A 21,497-nucleotide genomic window follows, 5' to 3' on the forward strand; every position below is an offset into this window, starting at 1 on the left:
TATTTTGTTTTATAAATATAATAACAAATAAATTAGGATAAGATTATGAAAGAGATAAAAATCACAGATATAGAAAATATAAAAATAGGCAATGCTGAAAACAAGGAAGCCGCAACAGGCTGTACAGTTATAATATGCGAAAGAGGTGCAGTTATAGGTTTAGATGTTAGGGGAGGGGGACCAGCTTCAAGAGAAAGCGAACTTACAAAGGCACAGGCTTCTACTGATGTAGTTCATGCAGTACTTCTTAGCGGAGGAAGTGCATTCGGACTCGATGCTTCAGGCGGAGTTATGAAATATTTAGAGGAGAGAAATATCGGTTTTGATGTTGGTATTACAAAGGTTCCTTTAGTATGTCAGTCTTGTATATTCGATTTAAGAATTGGAGATTATAAAGTTCGTCCTGATATTAATATGGGTTATGAAGCTTGTGTTAATGCTCAAAATAATAATCCTAAAATGGGTAATTATGGAGCAGGTACAGGGGCAAGTGTAGGAAAGATACTAGGTGCTGATTATGCTATGAAGTCTGGACTTGGTTTCTACGCTGTACAAATCGATGATGTAAAGATTGGGGCAGTAGTTTCTGTTAATGCTTTCGGTGATGTGTATGATTATGACAGCGGTAAAATGATTGCAGGGCTTCTTAATGAAAATAAAAATGGATTTAGAAGTTCAGAAGAAGAATTAATAAAAATCACACAAAATAATAATTTATCTTTTACTTCTAATGCTTCAAATACAAAAGAAAATACGACAATAGGAGCTATTATAACAAATGCTAAATTTACAAAATCTCAAATGGGCAAAATAGCTTCAATGGCTCATAATGGATTTGCAAGGGCTATAAAACCTGTTCATACCACATTAGACGGAGACAGTATTTATGCTATGAGTGTGGGTGATGTTAATGCTAATTTGGATGCAGTAGGTACGATAGCTGCTATTGTAATGGGTAAGGCTATAAATAATGCTGTTAGAAATGCTGAAACTTCTCATGGTTTTAAATGCCATAATGATATAATGAAAAATTAATTCCTATTAAAATATTGTTTTTATAAAAATAAACTAGAAGTACTGATTAAATATGTACTTCTAGTTTTTTATTTTTTTATAAAAGAATATATTTTTGTGTTGGTAGGCTTAAATAAATTAATAAAAAATTTAAATGATTTTATTTTTTTAAGAATATATAAATTAATCTACTTGTTTAGTTTTTGCTATTACAATTTCTCTTACACATATATCCTGAGGCATATTATAGGCAAACTCTATACAATTAACAACATCAGAAGCATTAAGTCCATTTCCTATACTTTTTTTCCACTCAATATAATCAGATTTTATATTTTCATCTGTAGTATGACTTAAAAGATTAGTTTCTACTACTCCAGGAGCTATAACTATTATTCTTACATTTTTATCAGCAACTTCTTCTCTTATACTTTCTGTAATAGCATGTACGGCAAATTTACTTCCGCAGTATATTCCATGATTTGTGAAAGTTTTTCTTCCAGCTATTGAACTTATATTAATAATAGTTCCTTCATTTCTTTTTATCATATCAGGAAGTATAACATTTGTAGTTGTAAGTATGCCATTAACATTTACATCAATCATGTTTTTCCATTCTTCATAACTTTGTTTATCTATATTTCCTAATAGCATAACTCCAGCACAATTTATAAGTAAATCGGTTTTACCATACTTCTCTTCAGCTATTTTTACTGCATTTTTTATTTCTTCTAAATTTGTAACATCAGCAGAAACGCTTATAGAATTTTTAAATTTAGTTTTTCCATTATTTCTTTTCTTCTTGATATTAATAGAGTAGGGTATCCATTTTCAGAAAATTTTTTAGCAGTTTCCATTCCTATGCCTGAACTTGCTCCTGTAATTACAACTAATTTTTTCATTGTAAAAAACTCCTTTATAAAAATAATTTATGATTTATAATACAGTATAGATAGAGTAAAACAAGAACGGAAATATTTGTTATTAAGTAACATGCATTTCACTGCATTATTAATTTTTATTGAAGGAAATAATATTTATGAAAAAAATTAAAGTATCATCAGAAATAGGTGTTACACTTTATATGATAGGCGGTAAATATAAGCCAATAATACTTAATTATCTTATAGAAAATAAAACAAAAAGATTTAATGAGATGATGCGTTATATGAAGCCTATATCTCAAAGAACATTAACTAATCAGCTTAGAGAGTTGGAAGAAGACGGACTTATAAGCAGAAAAATATATGCAGAAGTTCCTCCCAAGGTAGAATATTCAATAACTAAGAAAGGCAAATCATTATATAAAATATTAGAAGCTATGTGTGAATGGGGAGATAAAAATATTGATGAGAGATTTGAAATTACTAATCCGCAATGTTTAGAAGATGATTAATATAATAACTTTTAGTATTAATTTAAATAACCTAGCCATTTAAAATTTTATGTTTAAGTTTGTATATGCATTTTCATTTTTTTGTTTGAAATTGAAAAAGAAATGCAACAAAAGTTTTTATTAGTTTTATTGATTTTATTAGAAAATAAGTTAATAAATAAAAATGCCGCAGCATAATAAATATACTAACGGCATTTATGATATTATCAGAAAAATATTTTTTTATTCTTCTGTTTTTTTCTTTCTAGTAGAAGAAGAAACTTTTTTAACACTTGATTTCTTTATAGATTTAACTTCTTCTTTTTCGCTTTCAGCTTTATCAGATTTTTTAAGAGGTTTTATAGGTGTATTAAAAACTTCTTCCTTTACGCTTTTTACTTCACCTTCCTGATATGCTGAAGGGTCTTCAAGCTCATCAGTACCTCTTTTTGGGTCTTTACCAGCATAAACTAGCTTATCTTTGATTCTATCTAATTTTACTTCGCATATTCTTTCAATATCTTCTATGTCAAGAGATTCTTTTTCAAATAATTCTCTAGATAAAGATTCAAATTTATCAGCATTTTCAGCTATTAATTTTTTAGTTCTTTCATAAGCTCTCATGACGAATTTATGAACTTCTTCATCTATTTTCTGAGCAGTTTCTTCACTGTAATCTTTATGTCTAGCAATCTCTTTTCCTAAGAAAATAGGCTGTTCTTTCTGTCCGAATGAAATAGGGCCAAGTCTACTCATACCCCATTCACATACCATTCTTCTAGCAAGTTCAGTAACTCTTTCTATATCATTTGAAGCACCTGTAGTTACAGAATCTTCTCCAAACTTGAATTCTTCAGCAACACGTCCTCCAAGAAGCAAAGACATTTCATCAACAGCTTTTTTTCTTTGAAGGGTATATCTTCCGTCAGAAGGCAAAGTCCAAGTAGCACCTAAACTTCTTCCTCTAGGAACAATAGTAACTTTGTGTAAAGCATCAGTATTTTGAAGAAGTACGGCCATTAAAGTGTGTCCTGCCTCATGATAAGCAGTATTTAATTTTTCTTTTTCACTGATTAGTATGCTTCTTCTTTCAGGTCCCATCATAACCTTATCGCGAGCCTCTTCAAAATCAGAAAGTTCTACTCTTGGTTTATCATTTCTAGCAGCAATTAAAGCAGCCTCATTAACCATATTGGCAATATCAGCACCAGAAAAACCAGGAGTCGCTCTAGCTAAATGATACAAATCTATAGAAGGGTCATGCTGTATTTTAGCAACATGCACTTTAAATATTCCCTCTCTTCCTTTAACGTCAGGCAAATCAACAACAACCTGTCTGTCGAATCTTCCAGGACGAAGTAGGGCAGGGTCAAGTACATCAGGTCTGTTAGTAGCAGCAAATATTATGATTCTAGTATCAGTATTGAAACCGTCCATTTCAACAAGCATTTGGTTTAATGTTTGTTCTCTTTCATCATGTCCGCCGCCGTATCCAGCGCCTCTAGTTCTACCAACAGCATCAAGCTCATCTATAAATATGATACAAGGAGCAGATCTTTTTCCTTGTTCAAATAAATCTCTTACTCTTGAAGCACCAACACCTACAAACATTTCAACAAATTCAGAACCAGACATACTGAAGAAAGGCACATTAGCTTCACCAGCAACTGCCTTAGCAAGTAAAGTTTTACCAGTACCTGGAGGGCCTACTAATAATACACCTTTAGGAATTTTAGCACCAAGTTTTGTGAATTTGCTTGCATCTTTTAAGAATTGTACAACTTCCTGTAATTCTTCTTTAGCTTCTTTACAGCCTTCAACATCTTTAAAAGTTACTTTTACATCTTCTTTAGTTAAAAGTCTTGCTCTGCTTTTTCCGAAACTCATAGCTCTGTTATTAGAGCCCTGTACCTGCCTGAACATAAAGAACCAAAGCAGAAATCCTATTAACAGTATAGGCAGTAAGTTTACGAGTATAAGACTTAAATAACTAGGTTTTTCAGCTTCTCCTCTAACTTTAACATTATTATCTATAAGCAAGTTAACGAATCCGCTTGCAGTAAATGGTATAAATGAGTAAAAGTTTATTTCTGTTATTTTACCATTAACTGTTTCTATAGCTTTACCATTTCTGATATTCTGATCTACTATAGTAACTTCTTTAACAACTCCTTCTTTGACTTTCTGTACTACAGTTGAATAATCCCATTCCTGAGCTTTCACCTGCGGTGTTTTTTGAAAGTACATTATAGCCATTACTACAACCATTGTAAGAAGAAGTATTATTATGATTTGATTTCCTCCGCCTCCGGATTGCGGCATAGATTGTCTTCTATTATTTTTTTTACTACTCATGTATTCTCCAAACTTATTTTAACTTTATATATAAATAAATATTAATAAAATATCAAATATTTACAAATTATTATTTTTCAGGTATATCTAAGATAGTACCATAGCTATTAAAGCAATGAGATGCTAGAGAAGAAACTCCTCCGCCTCTCTTAAGAGCACTGTTTATTATTTTCCCATCTTTTCTAGCTAAATCAGGGTATTTTAAATTCATATATCCAATAATAAGTCCTTTGCTTGTAGAAGCATGAATATATGTTACAGTTTCATCTTTTTTATCAACTTCTATTACTATACCGGCATGAGTAAGCTTTTTATCATCAGATGTAGTTTTGTCAAACATAATTATATCGCCCACATTCGGCAAAACACCTTTATAAATTTTTTTATATTTTGACAAAGTAGAATATATAGTTTTTACTCCGCCAGAATCTAAAATTGCTTGTTTTTCAAATACCGCTATATTAGAAGCCCAATAAACTGCAGCTACATATCCCGAACAATCAAATCTAAATGTTTTCTTCTCTTTAGAAGTAGGATGTGTTAATGTAGCTTTTTCATTATATTGATAATGTTTATCCAAATAAAAGTTAGCCCATTTACTTATATCATTTCTAACTTTTTGTTTTTGTGCATCATTTATTTCAACACCGCTTTCTTCTAACTTCTTTTGATACTCTTTGTCATATCCGTAAGTTTGAGTAAATGATACTGAATAAAACAACATCATCAATAATGATAGTATAATAATATAAAAACGCATAATACACTCTTATACATAGTAAATTATTTTATAAAATATTAGTAAAAAGTCAAGGCAATTTACAATATTATTATTTATATTAATTTGGCTTTTCAAAAATAGTACCATAACTATTAAAACAGTAAGAGGCTAAAGAATCTGTACCGCTTGATCTTTTTCCTCTTCTTAGATAACTATTAATAACTTTGCCGTCTTTTCTAGCTAAGTCTGGGTATTTTAAATTCATATATCCTAAAATAGGTCCTTTACTTGTACTTGAATGTATATAAGTAATTGTTTCATCTTCATCAACATCTATTACTATACCAGAATGAGTAAGTTTTTTATCATAAGATGTAGTACCGTCAAAAAATATTATATCTCCTATATTAGGAAGAGTATTTTTATAAATTTTATTTTCTTTTGATAGGAGATAAAATATATTTGCAGTAGAGCCGCTTAATTTTATACTTGGTTTTTCAATAGCTGTAAAGTAAACTGCTGCTACAAATCCAGAACAGTCAAAATTAACTTTTTTCTTTTCTTTTGTGAAAGGATTAGTAATAGTATCGCTTTGATTATATTTATAATTTTTATTCATATAATAGTTAGCCCATTTTACTATTTCGTCTCTTTCATTATTTTGAGAAAATAATAACTGAGTAAAAAAAGACAGTATTACTATAAAAACGGTAATATAAAAACGCATTATTAATCCTCCTGTATAAAAAATTAATTTTCTATTATAAATCGGATTTTTAATTATAAATAATAGTTACATGTTATTATAATATAACTCTTTGATAGTAAATTCATCAGATTTTAACCATTTTATTCTATATTGTATAGGTGTTATTATATTGAAAAATACTGATAAATAAGGGTAGGCATTTTGAAACTGCATAGATAATCTTGTTTTGAATATGTACTTATTGTTTTTATTTAATTTATTTACATTGATAACTTCTATTCTATTTATTTGATATATATTTTTAATTAAAATTGATAAATCTGTATTTCTTGTTTCTCTCATAGTTTCCGAGTTCAAAACAACATATTCTTTAGTGAAAAAGTCATAATACAATTTTCTATATATATATATTTCTCTTATATTATCATTAAGCAGTAAATTCTTTTTTATTAAATCAACCCTATAATTGATAAATAAGATTATTCCATTATCTATATATTTTTTTATATTTTGATAAATTTCATCTTCATAATATGTTTTTACATCTACATAAAGCTTATCATCATATATATAGCTTCTTGAAAAATGTAATCTTAATTCATAAGCATAAGATATTTGTGAAACAATTATAAAAGATAATAGTATAATAATTTTTTTCATAATATTATTTTACTTTTTTTATTAAATATTACAATATCAAATTTATACATTATAAGAATATACTTACTTCCATTCCGATTTTGCTTTCCATTTTTTTATAAGCATATAATTGTCTTGATCTTAAATATTCATATTTAAACGCAAAAACTACTCTATAAATTTCAAAACCAACTCCAACAGCTACATGAGGATAGAATTTCTGATAACTGTCAATTATGGGATATCCTTCGCCTTTCTTTTTTCTGTTTACAGTATTTATTTCATCATAATTTCCTGCTACATATATTCCTGTTATAAAGCTTATTTCTCCCCATATAGGAAGTCTGAAATCTGTTCCTAAATATATATTGAATAAATTTACAAAATTTGATTTTTTGAATCCTGTTATAGCAAATGCAGTTCCGCCATAGAATGTAAACCAACCCCAGTTATAATGCAAAGAAAAATGCATCTGTTCAAAACCTACATCTCTGAATTCTTCTTCATCTTTATTATATAATTCACTATCTCCTAATATATCTCCGCTTATATGGGAACAGGTATGTCTTAAAGGAGTGAATCTGAATCTTAATTTATTTTTATAAATATAATCAAAATATGCTTCAACTTGCATATGAGTTCCATACATTAAACTTATTCCATAGTATCTATCATAACCTTTGGGATAAGCCGATAAGAAAAATTGAGTAAGGTAACCTACACCTATTCTGAATCTATGGTCATTATTGTATTCAAATGCTATAGGAGCTGCCTCTGTTGCCAATGTAGGCTGATGGAATATTAGTACGGAATCAAAATCATAATTACCTTTATTGTACATCTCTTTTATATTTAAAATATCACCGAACCAAAATTTACTGTTATAAACATTAGGATCAAGCCAGCCATATAAATATTTATCTGTTTCAAAATCTCTAAATGGATTGTATCTCCATTTTATTTTTTTACTTTCTCTATATTCATTCATTTTGTTTTCTAATGAATTTTCATTTTCTGTATTTTGGGAATAAAGTGATAAAGCGAATAAAATAAATAAAAGAATATATAATGTTTTTTTCATAAAAAATCCATTTATTATAAGATAATTGAACATTATATATAATAAATTCATTTTTTCAATATATTTTAGATATATATATTTAGATAATATATAAAGATATTCAAATTTTAATATTGTAATATTAATTTCTATTAATCATCTATAAATGGATTTAACAATTTAGAAAAATAAACTAGCTTCAAGTCCTATTCTGCTTTCCGTTTTTCTAAAAGAATATACCTGTTTTGATCTTCCGTATTCATATTTTACTCCAAGTATAACCCTATATATTTCAAAACCTATTCCTGTAGATATAGAAGGAGTCCATTCATTATGTTTTTCTATGATATCATATCCTTGTACATATCCTTGTGTTCTTCTTATTGTGCTTAAACTATCAAAGAAAGCCCCTACATATATTCCTGTCATTAAACTTATTTCGCCCCATAAAGGTATTCTCACTTCTGCACCAGCATAAATATTAAATAAATTTATAAGACTTGTCATATTAAAGCCTGATATAGCAAATGATGTGCCTCCATAAAAAGAAAACCAGCCCCATCTATAATATGCTGATAAATGCATTTGTTCAAATCCAAAATCTCTAAATTCTTCTTCATTCTTGTTATACAAATTTTCATCTCCGAATATATCACCTCCCATATGATAACAAGTATGTCTTAATGGGGCAAATCTTATCTTTAATTTATTATTATATATATATTCGAAGTATACCTCTACCTGCATGTAATCACCAAATAAAAAAGTTTCTCCATATAATTGATCTTTTCCTTTAGCATAACTTCCTAAAAATAATTTAACTGAATAAGCTACGCCTATTCTGAATCTATGTTTATCACTGTTTATATTGAATGCTATAGGAGATAAATCTACTGCCAATTTAGGATCAAAGTATAATAATATATTTTGTAATTTAAATTTATTAGGGTATAATTGCTGATCATTTAGTATATCACCCAACCAAAAACTTGTATTATAATTATAAGGATCAAGCCATGGAGAAAAATATTTATCTGTTTCGTATGTTCTGAGCGGATTATATTTCCAGTTTAGTTTTACTTTTTCTATATAATTGTTCATTTTATTTTCTAATGAATCATTATTTTGAGAATATATTAAATTTGATATGATAATTAGTAACACTATAGTATAGATGATTTTTTTCATAATAAATCCTATATTATTAATATTATTAAATATATAAATTATTTAAAAAAATTAAAAATTATGTAATCAATTTTTTTTTGAAAGGAGATTGATATAAGGTTCTGTTTCTATACAGTTTTCATCTATACCTATTTCATTTAATATGGATTTTAATTGAAGTATTTGATTTTCAACAGTTTCATTTGAATTTAAAAATTCTATTTCTATAAAGTTGTCTAAATTTTTTATTTTTGAAATTTCTACTAAGGCATTTTTATATATAAAGGCATAACCTTTTTTTTCTTTTTTAACATATTCTTTATATTTCTGAAGCTTTGATAAAAAGTTAATTATAAATCTTGCTTTTTTCTTGCTTACTTTAACTTCTATTTCTTCATTAACTTCTACGCCGTCAATTAGAATTCTTTCTTTTGTGCAGAAAGTATATCCTCCATGTTCTATTCTAAGTCTTATGCAGTCGCTTGTTTTTATATTTTCTTTTTTGATGCTTTCTTCTTTAGCATAATAAATATCTTTTTTGAAATACTTTTTTTTGAACTTAGCATTATTTTTAAGAAAGTTTAAAACAGAGTCAAAATCTTTTATATATGCTTTTATTTCTATTTCAGAGTTTGCCATATTTTATTCAGTATATTCCTTAGTGCTGTCATCTACATGTATTTTTTGTTTATCATAAATTAAAGGAGCAACTTTTTCAAATAATATGAATGCTGGTGAAGATAGTATAACTGTAAGAGGAAGTCCTACAAGCAATTCTGATCTTATCAATACAGCAACATTTGAAAGATCTGAATATATAGAAGTTACCAAAAATAATGCTATGATTTTTATTAAATAGCCTACTAAAGTTACAAATATTCCAGCAGCAATTTGCTTTATAAATATTCTTGTATTGAAAAAACCTACAAAGAAACCAATATTAAGGAATATTATGGCATAAGATCCAAATGTTCCGCTTGATACAATATCTTGTAAAAGCCCTATGATAAAGCCATATATTACTCCATCAAATGAACCATATCTAAATGCTATGAATGTTAAAAAAATTAAAAGCAAATCAGGTTTAGCACCTAATGCCACTCTTATTAAATCATAAGCAGGAGATGATTGTATAAGAAGTAAAATCAGAGTTGTAATGATTACTGTTACTATTCTTTTCATTTTGCCTCTCCATTATCATCTTCTTCATTAGCAAGCATAATGATTTCCTGATCCGGTATCTTTTTTATTACATAAACATTTTCTAAAGTTGAGAAATTAACAGCAGGCTCTACATATAAATCATGGAAAAGTCCGTAATTTTTCTTTTCAACTTTGAATATAGTACCTACTAATATACCTTTAGGAAATACTCCTCCCATACCGCTTGTAACAACTCTTTCGCCTTCTTCAACGTCCATTTGTAAATCTATATACTGCAAATGTGTTTGTGTAGATTTAGGGCTTTGTCCAACCATTATTCCTGTAGTTCTTGAGCTTTCAAGCATTACAGATATTTGAGATCTTTGGTCAACTAAAGATAATATTCTGCTGTTGTATCTTCTCACTTCAACTACCTTTCCTACTAATCCTTTATATCCGTTTTGATAAGATATAACAGGCATTCCTACTACTATACCATGAGCACTTCCTTTATTTATAACAATAGTAGTGTAGAAGTTTTGAGGGTCTTTAGAAACTATTTCAGCATATTCTAAAGGGTATTCATCAGTAGGGGCTTCATTTAATAATGCTCTAAGTCTTTCATTTTCAGCACTTAATTGTTCATATTCTAATGCAGCACCGCTTAATTCAGCTATTCTGTCTCTTAATACCTGCACCTGACTTTGAAGTGTGAATATATCTGTTATGCTAGTATAGAGGTATACAAAAGCTCTTGATACGCTTTTTGTTGCACTTTGAATAGGGTATACTCCAAGTGCATAAATAGACTGTAAATTGAATACAAAATTACTTCTATTTAACACCATTAGCATTCCTGCTACAAGATTAAGCAGAATATATAATGTTAATAATTTGTGTTTTATAAAAAGTTTCACGTATATGAATATCGGCTATATTAATAAAATTTTTATTATTTTTCCGATTAAGAGTATCTTCTGTAATTTTTCAAATTTCTAGTCTCTTCTATAAACTTTCCGCATCCTATAGCAACGCAAGTAAGAGGACTTTCAGCAAGAATTACAGGAACTCCTGTTTCCATAGATATCAAATCAGTAAAACCAGGAAGCATTGATGTACCGCCGCTCATAACAATACCGCGTTCTACTATATCAGCAGAAATTTCCGGAGGTGTTTGATTAAGTACAGATTTTACAGCTTCCAAAATTTCTATTAATATATCAGCTATGGCGTCTTTAATTTCAGCACTGTTTATTGTAAGAGTTTTAGGAAGTCCTGATACAGAGTCTCTTCCTCTTATGTCCATAGTTTTTGATATATCGCCTTTATAAGCATGACCGATATTGATTTTAATTTCTTCAGCAGTTTTTTCACCGATATATAAGTTGTGAGTTCTTTGCATATATTTGATAATAGCATCATCAAGTTCATCACCGCCTACACGTATAGAAGCACTTCTTACCATACTTCCAAGTGAAAGAACAGCCACCTCTGTAGTACCTCCGCCTATCTCTATAATCATATTACCATGAGGTTCATTAATAGGCATATCAGCACCAATAGCTGCAGCTCTTGCCTGTTCAATTAAGAATATAGTTCTAGCTCCTGCCTGTTCGCAGCTTTCTCTTACGGCTCTTCTTTCTACCTCTGTGATTCCAGTAGGTATACCTATAGCTATTCTAGGTTTTACTAAAGTTCTTTTATTATGTACTTTATTAATAAAGTATCTTATCATCTTTTCAACAGTTTCAAAGTCAGCAATAACTCCGTCTCTCATAGGTCTTATTGCTGCTATAGAATTAGGTACTTTACCTAACATTTGCTTAGCTTCATTTCCAACTGCTATAACATTTCCTGTGCTTTTTTCTATAGCCACAACTGATGGTTCAGCCAAAACAATACCTTCTCCCTTTACATATACAAGAGTATTAGCAGTTCCTAAATCTATTCCCATATCGCTTGAGAACATATTATATAACCAGTTAAACATTTATTACAATCTCCTTAAAGTATCCCTAGCGGGCTTATACGAATTATCTATTTTTATAGCTTCTCTAAACATTTTTATAGCTTCATTTCTTCTTTTAGTGTCTAAATATAATGTCCCTATACTATAATATAAATCAGGATTTTTTTCATCTATCTCTAATGCCTTTTTGTAAAAAAATTCGCTTTCTTTATACAATCCTTGTCTGTAATATAAATTTCCTAATTTAAAATAGGTTCTTGATTCAAGCATAGTATTATTATTAAAGCTGTCCATAGAGGATAATATTTGTATAGCTTTTGTATAATCTTTATCCCCCTCATAAGCATTTGCAAGTTCATAATACAATTCCATATTTATAAATTTATCGCTGTTTTCTTTTAATTCTCTATCAATGGCATTTTCTAAATATTTTACAGCATCTTTGAATAATCCTATTTCATAGCAAATTTTAGATAATTCTATGGCAGTTGAAGTTCTATTATCTCCTTCATTTATTGCTTGTATATATGAATTGTATGAATCAATATAATATGCCGAACCTAATCTTTGATAACTATAAGCTAATCTTTGATGTATGATATTTTTATTTTTTATGAATTTGAAAGATAATAATAATTGATTAGCGTATCTTATGATATTTTCACTTGCATTGACGATTATTTCTTTTTTATCAGACCTTATAAGTATATCATAGTATAAATCTATGCCTGTTATTAATATATTTTTATTTAAAGGTCTTTTACTATATAGATCATTAAATAAAAATGAAGCATTATTATAATCTTCTGATACCATATAATCATATATAGATTTTAATCTTTTTTTTTCTATATAGTTAGAAGTAAATAAATATGCAGCTCCAATTAGAGCTAAGGCAGCAATTAAAGTTATCACTATAATATGTATGCTAATCTTTTTTTCAACATTATATAGGTAAGGCATTATTATTTAATGTAATCCGTAAGTTAATTTTGATTATCCATATTACCATCATTATATAATTCTAAAATGGTTTCTTTAGGATTAGTAAGAGGGTCTTGAGATACTATACATACTCCCTCCAATATAACCCCATTTTGTATTATTAATTCAGGAGTTCTTATCTCTCCAAGTACTCTGCTGGTAGGCATAAGCATTACTCTGTTTTTAGCCTCTATATTTCCAATAATTATTCCTTCTATAACAGCAGAAACAGTTTTTATATTTGATTTTACTTTTCCTGTGGCACCTACAAAAACATTATCTACTTCTAATTTTTCACCTTCATAACGTCCGTCTATTCTTAATGTGCCGTTTAATGTAAATTCACCTTTGAAGAATGAACCTTCACCTATAATAGAATTAGATTCTGTATTATCATTTCTTTTTGAAAACATTAATAAAACTCCTAATTTTTAGTATATACTATGGAATTATCTATATTGTTAAATTTGAATTTTGTATCTAGTCCGAATAATGATTCACTATGTCCTATAAATAAAAATCCATGTTCATTTAGTATATCATAAAATCTATTAACTGTAAGCTTAACAGATTCATTATCAAAATATATAAGAACATTTCTACAAAAAATAACGTCCATATTTGACTGACTTCCTCTATGTCTCAAATTATGATAATCAAAAGTTATTAATTTTTTTATATCATTTTTGATAGAGTACTCTCCGGAAGCTAATTTATCAAAATATTTTTTTAAATATTCTTTTGGAACATTTTCTACCTTGTGTTCCTCATATCTTCCTTCTTTGGCAGCTACCAAAGAATTAAGAGATAAATCACTAGCAAATATTTTTATATCTCTATCTGTTATACCGGGCGTTTCCAAACAAGTTATTGCTATAGAGTAGGGTTCTTCTCCAGTAGAACAGCCAGCACTCCAAATTCTTATTTGTTCTCCGGGTTTTTTGTATTTCATTATTTTTGGCAGAACATAATTTTTTAATAGTTTAAAGTTTGGCTCATTCCTGAAAAATTTAGTAAGATTTGTAGTAATGTTATCTAAAAATTTTTTTAGTTCTTCTTTGTCTGAAGAAACAAGTTTATAATAATCTTCTACTACTTCTAAATTTCTTTCTTTCATAGAAGAAGCTATTCTTGACTCTAAAATAATTTTATTGATAACATTAAAACATATACCGCTTTCTCTATATACAAAATCTTTAAACAGATTAAATTGTTGTTCGGTTAATTTTATCTCGTTCAAAATAAATTATTCCAAGTAAGTAGGCAATAAATTATTATTGTTTTTTTGCAAGAACCATTTTTATACGTTCAAGAACTTTTTTTCTGTCTAAAGGTTTAGTAATGTAGTTTTTAGCACCAGCTAGAAGTGCCTTTTTTACCATATCTTCTTTACCTAAAGCACTAACCATAACAACTTTAGCATTTTTATCGTATTCTATTATTTTAGTCAATGCAGTAATACCGTCCATTTTAGGCATTGTAATATCCATAGTTACTAAGTCTGGCTTGTATTCTTTATACATAAGTACGCCTTCTTCTCCGTTTTCTGCTGTGCCAACTACATTGTATTGTTCTGATACAAAGATTTGCTGTAATTGTTTAACAACAAATGCAGAGTCATCTACGATTAGAACTTTGTATGGTTTTCCAAATTCATTTATACCATCAGCTTCTTTTGTATTAATGTCAGACATATTTCTTTACTCCTTTTCTGATTCTACGGCAACTAATATATTAAAATCGCCAATAGAGGTATCTAGTTTTATATGCAGAAATTCCGAATCGCTTATCGAAACTTCCAAATTTTTGCTTTTCATAATAACAGGCGGAGATATATCAACATCATAACCGTCTGTTTCTAATTTTGTTACAGCGAGACCTGCTATTAAATTAACAAGCTCCTGTATAGTAGATAATGATAGCTTATCAATATCTTTTATTTCTCTGTCATTCATAATAGAAACTATTTTTTTGGCAGTTTCTAACTCCATATCTATTATGAAATGACCTACTATATCTTTTGATAATGCTACTATAGCTATAATACCTGAAGCATTTACAAAATCACCTTTTAAAGTTATATCGCCGATTTTGATACCGTCTTTAATATAATTTTGCAATATTTCGTTTGACGCATCTGTAAATGGTCTTATATAGTCAAGTCTCATTATAACACTCTTTACATACTAATTACTTACGTTTATTTTAACAATATATGAATTTTATTGCAAGTATAGTTGTAAAATATAGCATTATGCTTCTATAAATATCGAAAAAAAAATAATTTGCTTGAAAATATTTTAAAATATATAGATTTATTTTAATTTTAAAACCATATAATACCTGTTTATAAATATAACTATATGATTGTATATTTACTATCAAATACTATAAAATTTACATATCGATTAAATATTTTCAAATAAATGTTGATGTTAAGAAATATTAACAAAAAAATTCTGATTATTTCTGATAAAAAATCATAAAAAATATTTGCTACGACAAAAAATGTCATAAGCATGAATTATTATCCTAATATAATGATTATTTATATAAGCAAAGGAGTTTAATTATGTTTTGTCAAAATTGCGGTTCTGAAAATGAGGATAATGTAAAATTCTGTTCTAATTGCGGAAATTCAATTAATACATATAATACATATTTTGGAAATATTACATCAGAAAATAATGAATTTAAACATTCATCTGCTTTTGGAAGAATTAAAACTCAAATTGATTCTATAAAAGATCAGCCGGATACATCATTATCAGATGATAATATTAATCAGCTTTCTGAAATAATAAATGATGATGAAAATATATTATATTTTACTTCAGGTTTTTCTGCTTTTGGAAATGATTCTCTTCTTCTGATTTTAACTTCAAAAAGAGTCATTGTTGCCAAATGGGGTATTTTTAAACCTATTGAAGAAAAAAAATCAATACCGCTAGATAGTATAAATAAAGTTTCATCTTCTATTGGTATTATGGGTGCTGAAATAACAATAGACTATGGAAATAATTCAGAGTACATTACGGATATAGGAAAAGAAAGCGGGAGATTATTTGAATATAAAATCAATAGAGAATTAGAAAAATATAATAAAAACGAAATTCAAATAAAAGAAACTGAAAAAGTAAAAGAAATACAGAATCATAATTTCAATAATAATATAAATCCAATTGAGAATAAAGACAGATATTTATTTTTTAAAAACAGATATGTCAATTGCAGCAGCATTCAGGAAATAAAAAGAGAAGAAAATACTATTCTAATTATGACTTCAAAAAATGTGTATTACTTCAAATATAATTCAGAAGAGAGAGCTATAGATAATCATAATAAATTAATATCTTTCATCACTAATGAAGTATTTGATCTTGAAGATGATGAAGAAAAATAATTATAAAAAATAATTTATATAAAAAAATAATTTATATAAAAAAATAATTTATATAAAAAAATAATTTATATAAAAAAATAATTTTAAGGAGTTTAATTATGTTTTGTACTAATTGCGGAACACAACTTAATGAAGGTGCAAAGTTTTGTACTAATTGCGGGGCAAAAATAGAGTTATCATCAGAAATTAATAAAAATAATATTTCTGATAATTCTATTTCTGACAGCGTAAAACCAAATGATTCAAAAATAGAAAATATAACTAGTAATGAATCTAATCAAAACAAAAATGCTTCAGATAATAATGATGCCAAAAAGAAGAATGAAGATGACAGAAGTGCTTATCAGGCTAAAAGTGATGTTCAGTATTTAGAAGAATATGAACAGTTTATTGCTGCATTCTTTGGTATTACAGGAAGTTTAGACAAGAAGAAAAATAAATTTATAGAGGGGTATTCTCATTCTTTTAAATTTTATGATTCAAAGCCTAATATATTAAAATTTCTTATGGATTTAAGATTTGGAGATAAGAGTTTGCCTATACATGATATAAGGGCTATATTAAGCTGTATATTTCTTATTCCTTTTGCATATTTATATTCATTTGGGGCAAAAAAATCTGCTATTATATCAGGCATTATCGTGGCATTAGTAATAAGCCTTGTTATGATAGCTCCTGCAGGAGATATTTGGATTATATGGTTTCCGTTTATGTGTATCGTATTTTATTTAATGCCTAAATTTTTTCACATAGAATTTAGTAAAAGAATGAAGCTAGTTGAAAATGAACCTAATCATAGTATGAAATTAGAGAAGTTTAAATCTATGTGTCAGGGATCTGATAAAAAGAAAGAAAAAATAATATCAGCAATTTCTCTTGCAGCAGTGCTTGTATTTTTCTTTATTTCAGCGGCTTTATTTTCAGGTGCTTTTGAGGGAAAGTATATTAAGCTAGTTAAACAGTCAACATTCAATAATTTACCTCAAGTAACTGTTGAAGAATTAATAAAAGGTACTATTAAAAATGCTGAATGGAGCGAGGGAGTAGGAGAAGATGACGGAAGAAACTATGTTAATGTGAGAGGAGATTTAATGGGATTTGATGTATTAATACAGTTTAGAATCAATAAAAATGAGGATGGATGGGTTGTGAATGCTGTTGAAATGGATGGAGAAGCACAGCCTGTAGGTAATGTTGGCCAGGATTTATATAACATATACATTGGCAAAGAGGCATTAAAAGAATATTTTTAATAGATAAAATAATATTTTAATGGGGGAGAAAATGAAAAAATTATTTATTATAACAGCTTCAATATTTTTATTTATAATATCTTGTTCATCAGACGGCGGTTATATAGATATGGTTAAACATGGTGCATTTGAGGCATATCCAGATGTTACAGTAGGGGAGATGGTTGATGCTATATTTGATGAGGTTGAATGGGAGGAAATAGTAGCAGAAGATGGAAATGATTATGTAAATATGCATGGAACTTTGGAAGGAGATAAAGCTTCTATACAGTTTAGAATATTAGATGATGAGTCATGGATAGTTTATGCTTTAGAGATAAATGGAAAGCCTGATACAACAGATAATATTGCTGAAGATTTATATAATTTATATTTATTAGCTACTGAAGCATATTAAAAAATTAAAAAGGGCTTGAATAAATAATTTTCAAGCCCTTTATTTTTTAGTAATATTATTTACAGTCTGAATTTTTACATATTTTTGTAGAAATCTATATGATGCTGTAATTCAGGAGGAAGAGGATTTCCTGATTTTGTGAATTTGAAGTATCTGTTTTCTAATTCAGTAGCCTTTTTGTTTCTTATGTTTTTGAATCTGTTAGCTATTTCTGTATACATAGGCTGTTTTTCAAGTTCAACTCTTATGTCTTTGGCAAATGGTACTTGTCTGTATAATATTCCTCTTGCAACTCTATTAAGTCTCATAATACCTTTGCTTTCATATCTTATCCATAAGTTGTAATCTGCTACGAATACTTCTCTCAGATTGTTTCTGCATTTTTTAATTTGTACTTTTAATTTTTCTTTAGCCTCATCAGAAAGGTTTCTGTTTTTCTTATAGAACTGAACATAGTCGCTGTACTCAGAAGTAATTGACATTTGAGTAATATCATTCCAAGCAGGTCCGAGCATAGTTTTACATAATTCCCATCTGAATGCACCTATAGTAGGTATTGCTAAAGTATCTATTTCTTCAGAAGTAAATATAGGGAATAAGAATCTTCCTGTACTATTTTTTTGTCTTGTTGAAAGCTCTTCCCACATTATAGCTCTTGAACCGAATGTAGGCATAAGTATTATATTAGGCAATACTTCTTGCATAACCAATTCTTTTTCTATGTTTAACTCTTTATTTTTATACAATACCTCTCTATAGAATGCTGAAAAATCTATATCTGTTATTTCTTTTATAGATTTTTCCATGAAATCTCTTCTGATTAATGCTCTTTCAAAGTCTTTAGTTATCATATCCTTGTGAAGTATAGGGAAATATACACTAACTTGTCCGTAACATAATCTATGAGTAGTTTCAATCATGTTGTCAACTTCATATTCAAGTCTTTTTGATGAACTTTCCCAATGCTCCTCTAATTCTTTATCATTGATAGTACCGCGTTTCTTTAATTCTCTCAAAGCTTCTCTATAATCCTGACCGAATCCATTAACAGAAGGCGGCTCTTCTTTATCATAAATTTTTTGAAGCCATTCGTCTATATAAAATACATTGATTCTTTTGGTTTTGCTTTTATCTTTTATTTCATAAAGATCCATTATTTGATTAGGAGTAAGAAGCTGATCGTCCATATATCCAAAGTTTAAAAACATTTTTACAAGTTTATTGTTATCTCCGTTTATTATGGCTCTTTTCGCAATTTCTTTATATATTTCAAAGAATACACTTGAAACGCCTCTTCTTATTTTTCTTACATCATCATCAGTGCTGAATTTATCTCTTAATTTTCTAAATGCCTGTAAAGACTTCATGAAATTTTTAGCTTTAGTTTCATCAATTCCAGACATTTCTATTAATTTTTTAGTAGGATTTTTTACTTCTTCAGGTAATTCTTCAAATCCTAATTTAACTTTTATATTATCAATATCATCTATTCCAGCAATAATATTGTCATCAGATGAAGCAATAGAGTTTACAGATATTCTTCTTAGTATTGAATCTATCTCATCAAGATCTATGTGAAGATCATAATCGTATTCGGTTTTAATTTTATTGTATATATCTTTTATGATATTAGACATAAATTTTATATATTTAACCCATACTTCATTATCTTTACCCTGTTTGTCTAAATCAAGAGCAGTTTTAGCATACTCACCAAATAAAGATTCATCTTCATTTGAAGACAAAAATAATATGTTTTCTATAGCTTCAACTATTTCATTTTTTAATAGTGATGATATCTTTTTTAAATTTTCGTATAACATATGAGAAGCATCTAAACTCATATTCTCATCATAAGTGAAGAACTGATTTTTAATTTCTTTAGGCATAGTTAAAAATCTTCTTACATAGTCAATTTCAAATTCCAATTTTTCTGTATTTTCTATTAATTGATTTTTATTATGCATATATATTTCAGAGTGATCTGCTCTTATGAAATCCACATCAAAAGATGCAGGGAAATTAAAACCAGAGTTTATAGAATCATCATAAATTTCTTTATATCCCTTAAAAATCTCTGATTTTATATTTTTTGATTTGTTCTGCTGTAAATTGAAATATATAACAGCAAGATTTGAAGATAATATTTTTATATCAGAGTTTATTTTTTTTATTTTGATATATTCTTCATAGGATTTAAGTATCATATATGCTATAGAATGATACATACTTGTAAGATAAGGTTTATTAACTTTAAAAAAACTTTTTACATACTCTTGATTTGGTGTTTTCACTGCATATATTTCAGTATTCTCTTTTGCTTTAAAAGAAAACATGTATTTAGAATTAGATTTATAACTTCCAATACCAAGCATAATATTTTTAGGAATTGAAAATAATCTGCAGCTATATCTCATAACTTCATTTTCATCTTCTATACCTAGAATCTCTTTAGAAGAAATATAAACATCTATCTCTCCTTTTGTAACAATTGATATGTTTTTTACATTTTCTCCTTCATAAAAAACAATATTTCCAGTACTTAATTTTAAATTTCCATTTTCTTCAATGTTTACACTCATAATAACTCTCTTTTCAAATGTTTATTAGTAATTTTAAAAAAAATTATATATTATTTTTCCAAAATATGCTAGTTATTTGAATTTTTAATAAAAAAAATCCCAAATTCTTCTAGAAATTCATTTTTTTAATAAAAAATTTCCAAAATTCATCCCAAATTTCACTGAAATTCCTGAAATTTTGAAAAAAATTGGGCCTCAAAAAAGGCTTTTTATAGCTTTTTAATTTTTCTAACTTAATTTTTGTATGAAATGTATTATATAATCAATTATTTTAAAAATATTTGCTTTTTTTAGCCAAAATAAGGCTTTTTAAGTATTGCGTTTTTCTAACTGTATGCTATAATAACAAAACAGTTGATGAGAAACAAAAAAACACAACGAAAGAAACGAAACATCAGCTGAGAAAATGAAAAAACTTAAGATCTTTGACAGATATATGAGAGCGTAGATTTTTAGAAAGTTTTTTCCAACATTAAAAACGGAAATCAGCAATTATAAAAATCTTCACTAGATAAAGAAAACACAATTAGATTGTGTGTCTTAGAGTAGAAACAATTAAGCGGAGCGTTACTAAAGAATTAGATAAGAAACAGCTTTAATTAGCTAAAAGTCTCATTCAATTTGATATATTAGCTTTAGCTTCTATATAAAGAAGAAAAGGATAATATGGTCAAGTAAGTAAGGGCTTAAGGTGGATGCCTAGGCACTGGAAGGCGATGAAGGTCG

At 27.8% G+C, this 21,497-nt stretch carries 23 protein-coding genes; 5 read left to right on the forward strand and 18 right to left on the reverse strand.

The features are described 5' to 3' along the window. The first annotated feature begins 45 nt into the window (after positions 1-45). Positions 46-1,035 (forward strand): P1 family peptidase, encoded by a 990-nt coding sequence (locus Q0K19_RS03895; RefSeq protein ID WP_297245511.1) that lies wholly within the window; start codon positions 46-48, stop codon positions 1,033-1,035. A 162-nt stretch (positions 1,036-1,197) separates the two neighbouring features. Here the strand turns inward: Q0K19_RS03895 and Q0K19_RS03900 are convergent, their stop codons facing one another. Both Q0K19_RS03900 and Q0K19_RS03905 read right to left on the reverse strand, forming a co-directional pair. Then, positions 1,198-1,839, reverse strand: a complete 642-nt coding sequence (locus tag Q0K19_RS03900) for an SDR family oxidoreductase (protein ID WP_367172128.1) — start codon at positions 1,837-1,839, stop codon at positions 1,198-1,200. After that, complete coding sequence (locus Q0K19_RS03905) at positions 1,773-1,916, reverse strand: SDR family NAD(P)-dependent oxidoreductase (RefSeq protein ID WP_297245513.1); 144 nt, start codon at positions 1,914-1,916, stop codon at positions 1,773-1,775. Before Q0K19_RS03905 ends, Q0K19_RS03900 begins: the two co-directional genes overlap by 67 nt. 137 nt (positions 1,917-2,053) lie before the next feature. Here Q0K19_RS03905 and Q0K19_RS03910 point away from each other — a divergent pair, with 137 nt between their 5' ends. Beyond that, entirely contained in the window at positions 2,054-2,410 is a 357-nt protein-coding gene (locus Q0K19_RS03910; RefSeq protein ID WP_297245515.1) for a helix-turn-helix domain-containing protein, read from the forward strand. A gap of 222 nt (positions 2,411-2,632) precedes the next feature. Here Q0K19_RS03910 and ftsH read toward each other — a convergent pair whose 3' ends face one another. The 15 genes from ftsH to Q0K19_RS03985 all read right to left on the reverse strand — a co-directional run bounded on the left by ftsH (position 2,633) and on the right by Q0K19_RS03985 (position 15,304). After that, positions 2,633-4,744: an ATP-dependent zinc metalloprotease FtsH gene (gene ftsH / locus Q0K19_RS03915; protein WP_297245519.1), complete on the reverse strand. Its 2,112-nt coding sequence runs from the start codon at positions 4,742-4,744 to the stop codon at positions 2,633-2,635. A gap of 70 nt (positions 4,745-4,814) precedes the next feature. Then, on the reverse strand, positions 4,815-5,504 hold the full coding sequence (locus Q0K19_RS03920) for an NlpC/P60 family protein (RefSeq protein ID WP_297245522.1): 690 nt from the start codon (positions 5,502-5,504) through the stop codon (positions 4,815-4,817). Between the two features lie 79 nt (positions 5,505-5,583). Further along, positions 5,584-6,192: an NlpC/P60 family protein gene (locus tag Q0K19_RS03925; RefSeq protein WP_297245524.1), complete on the reverse strand. Its 609-nt coding sequence runs from the start codon at positions 6,190-6,192 to the stop codon at positions 5,584-5,586. Between the two features lie 66 nt (positions 6,193-6,258). After that, entirely contained in the window at positions 6,259-6,834 is a 576-nt protein-coding gene (locus Q0K19_RS03930) for a DUF4390 domain-containing protein (protein WP_297245526.1), read from the reverse strand. 49 nt (positions 6,835-6,883) lie between these two features. After that, positions 6,884-7,894: a hypothetical protein gene (locus tag Q0K19_RS03935; protein WP_297245529.1), complete on the reverse strand. Its 1,011-nt coding sequence runs from the start codon at positions 7,892-7,894 to the stop codon at positions 6,884-6,886. Between the two features lie 159 nt (positions 7,895-8,053). Beyond that, positions 8,054-9,061 carry a hypothetical protein gene (locus tag Q0K19_RS03940; protein WP_297245531.1) on the reverse strand — a complete coding sequence of 336 codons (1,008 nt, stop codon included), beginning with the start codon at positions 9,059-9,061 and terminating at the stop codon, positions 8,054-8,056. A gap of 66 nt (positions 9,062-9,127) precedes the next feature. After that, positions 9,128-9,679 (reverse strand): class IV adenylate cyclase, encoded by a 552-nt coding sequence (cyaB, locus tag Q0K19_RS03945; protein WP_297245533.1) that lies wholly within the window; start codon positions 9,677-9,679, stop codon positions 9,128-9,130. A 3-nt stretch (positions 9,680-9,682) separates the two neighbouring features. After that, positions 9,683-10,222 carry a rod shape-determining protein MreD gene (gene mreD, locus Q0K19_RS03950; RefSeq protein ID WP_297245536.1) on the reverse strand — a complete coding sequence of 180 codons (540 nt, stop codon included), beginning with the start codon at positions 10,220-10,222 and terminating at the stop codon, positions 9,683-9,685. Next, positions 10,219-11,088 (reverse strand): rod shape-determining protein MreC, encoded by an 870-nt coding sequence (mreC, locus tag Q0K19_RS03955; protein ID WP_083818259.1) that lies wholly within the window; start codon positions 11,086-11,088, stop codon positions 10,219-10,221. The genes mreD and mreC overlap by 4 nt, the downstream gene beginning before the upstream one ends. 59 nt (positions 11,089-11,147) lie before the next feature. After that, positions 11,148-12,173 (reverse strand): rod shape-determining protein, encoded by a 1,026-nt coding sequence (locus tag Q0K19_RS03960; RefSeq protein WP_041177193.1) that lies wholly within the window; start codon positions 12,171-12,173, stop codon positions 11,148-11,150. A 3-nt stretch (positions 12,174-12,176) separates the two neighbouring features. Further along, positions 12,177-13,115 (reverse strand): tetratricopeptide repeat protein, encoded by a 939-nt coding sequence (locus Q0K19_RS03965; RefSeq protein WP_297245539.1) that lies wholly within the window; start codon positions 13,113-13,115, stop codon positions 12,177-12,179. Positions 13,116-13,138: 23 nt separating this feature from the next. Next, positions 13,139-13,549, reverse strand: a complete 411-nt coding sequence (locus Q0K19_RS03970) for a polymer-forming cytoskeletal protein (protein WP_297245542.1) — start codon at positions 13,547-13,549, stop codon at positions 13,139-13,141. An 11-nt stretch (positions 13,550-13,560) separates the two neighbouring features. Beyond that, positions 13,561-14,376, reverse strand: a complete 816-nt coding sequence (locus Q0K19_RS03975) for a protein-glutamate O-methyltransferase CheR (RefSeq protein ID WP_297245544.1) — start codon at positions 14,374-14,376, stop codon at positions 13,561-13,563. A gap of 34 nt (positions 14,377-14,410) precedes the next feature. Then, positions 14,411-14,830 carry a response regulator gene (locus Q0K19_RS03980; RefSeq protein WP_014487004.1) on the reverse strand — a complete coding sequence of 140 codons (420 nt, stop codon included), beginning with the start codon at positions 14,828-14,830 and terminating at the stop codon, positions 14,411-14,413. A gap of 6 nt (positions 14,831-14,836) precedes the next feature. Continuing rightward, positions 14,837-15,304 carry a chemotaxis protein CheX gene (locus Q0K19_RS03985; protein ID WP_297245548.1) on the reverse strand — a complete coding sequence of 156 codons (468 nt, stop codon included), beginning with the start codon at positions 15,302-15,304 and terminating at the stop codon, positions 14,837-14,839. A gap of 404 nt (positions 15,305-15,708) precedes the next feature. Between Q0K19_RS03985 and Q0K19_RS03990 the strand changes: the two genes are divergently transcribed. From Q0K19_RS03990 to Q0K19_RS04000, 3 genes are all read left to right on the forward strand, one after another. Further along, entirely contained in the window at positions 15,709-16,539 is an 831-nt protein-coding gene (locus Q0K19_RS03990) for a PH domain-containing protein (RefSeq protein ID WP_297245550.1), read from the forward strand. 98 nt (positions 16,540-16,637) lie between these two features. Next, positions 16,638-17,792, forward strand: a complete 1,155-nt coding sequence (locus tag Q0K19_RS03995) for a zinc ribbon domain-containing protein (protein WP_297245552.1) — start codon at positions 16,638-16,640, stop codon at positions 17,790-17,792. A 31-nt stretch (positions 17,793-17,823) separates the two neighbouring features. Further along, positions 17,824-18,189 (forward strand): hypothetical protein, encoded by a 366-nt coding sequence (locus Q0K19_RS04000; RefSeq protein ID WP_297245555.1) that lies wholly within the window; start codon positions 17,824-17,826, stop codon positions 18,187-18,189. A 74-nt stretch (positions 18,190-18,263) separates the two neighbouring features. Here the strand turns inward: Q0K19_RS04000 and Q0K19_RS04005 are convergent, their stop codons facing one another. Next, positions 18,264-20,771: a Crp/Fnr family transcriptional regulator gene (locus Q0K19_RS04005; RefSeq protein WP_297245557.1), complete on the reverse strand. Its 2,508-nt coding sequence runs from the start codon at positions 20,769-20,771 to the stop codon at positions 18,264-18,266. Positions 20,772-21,497: the final 726 nt, after the last annotated feature.

Source organism: uncultured Brachyspira sp. (assembly GCF_944393015.1).
Taxonomy (GTDB): Bacteria; Spirochaetota; Brachyspiria; order Brachyspirales; family Brachyspiraceae; genus Brachyspira.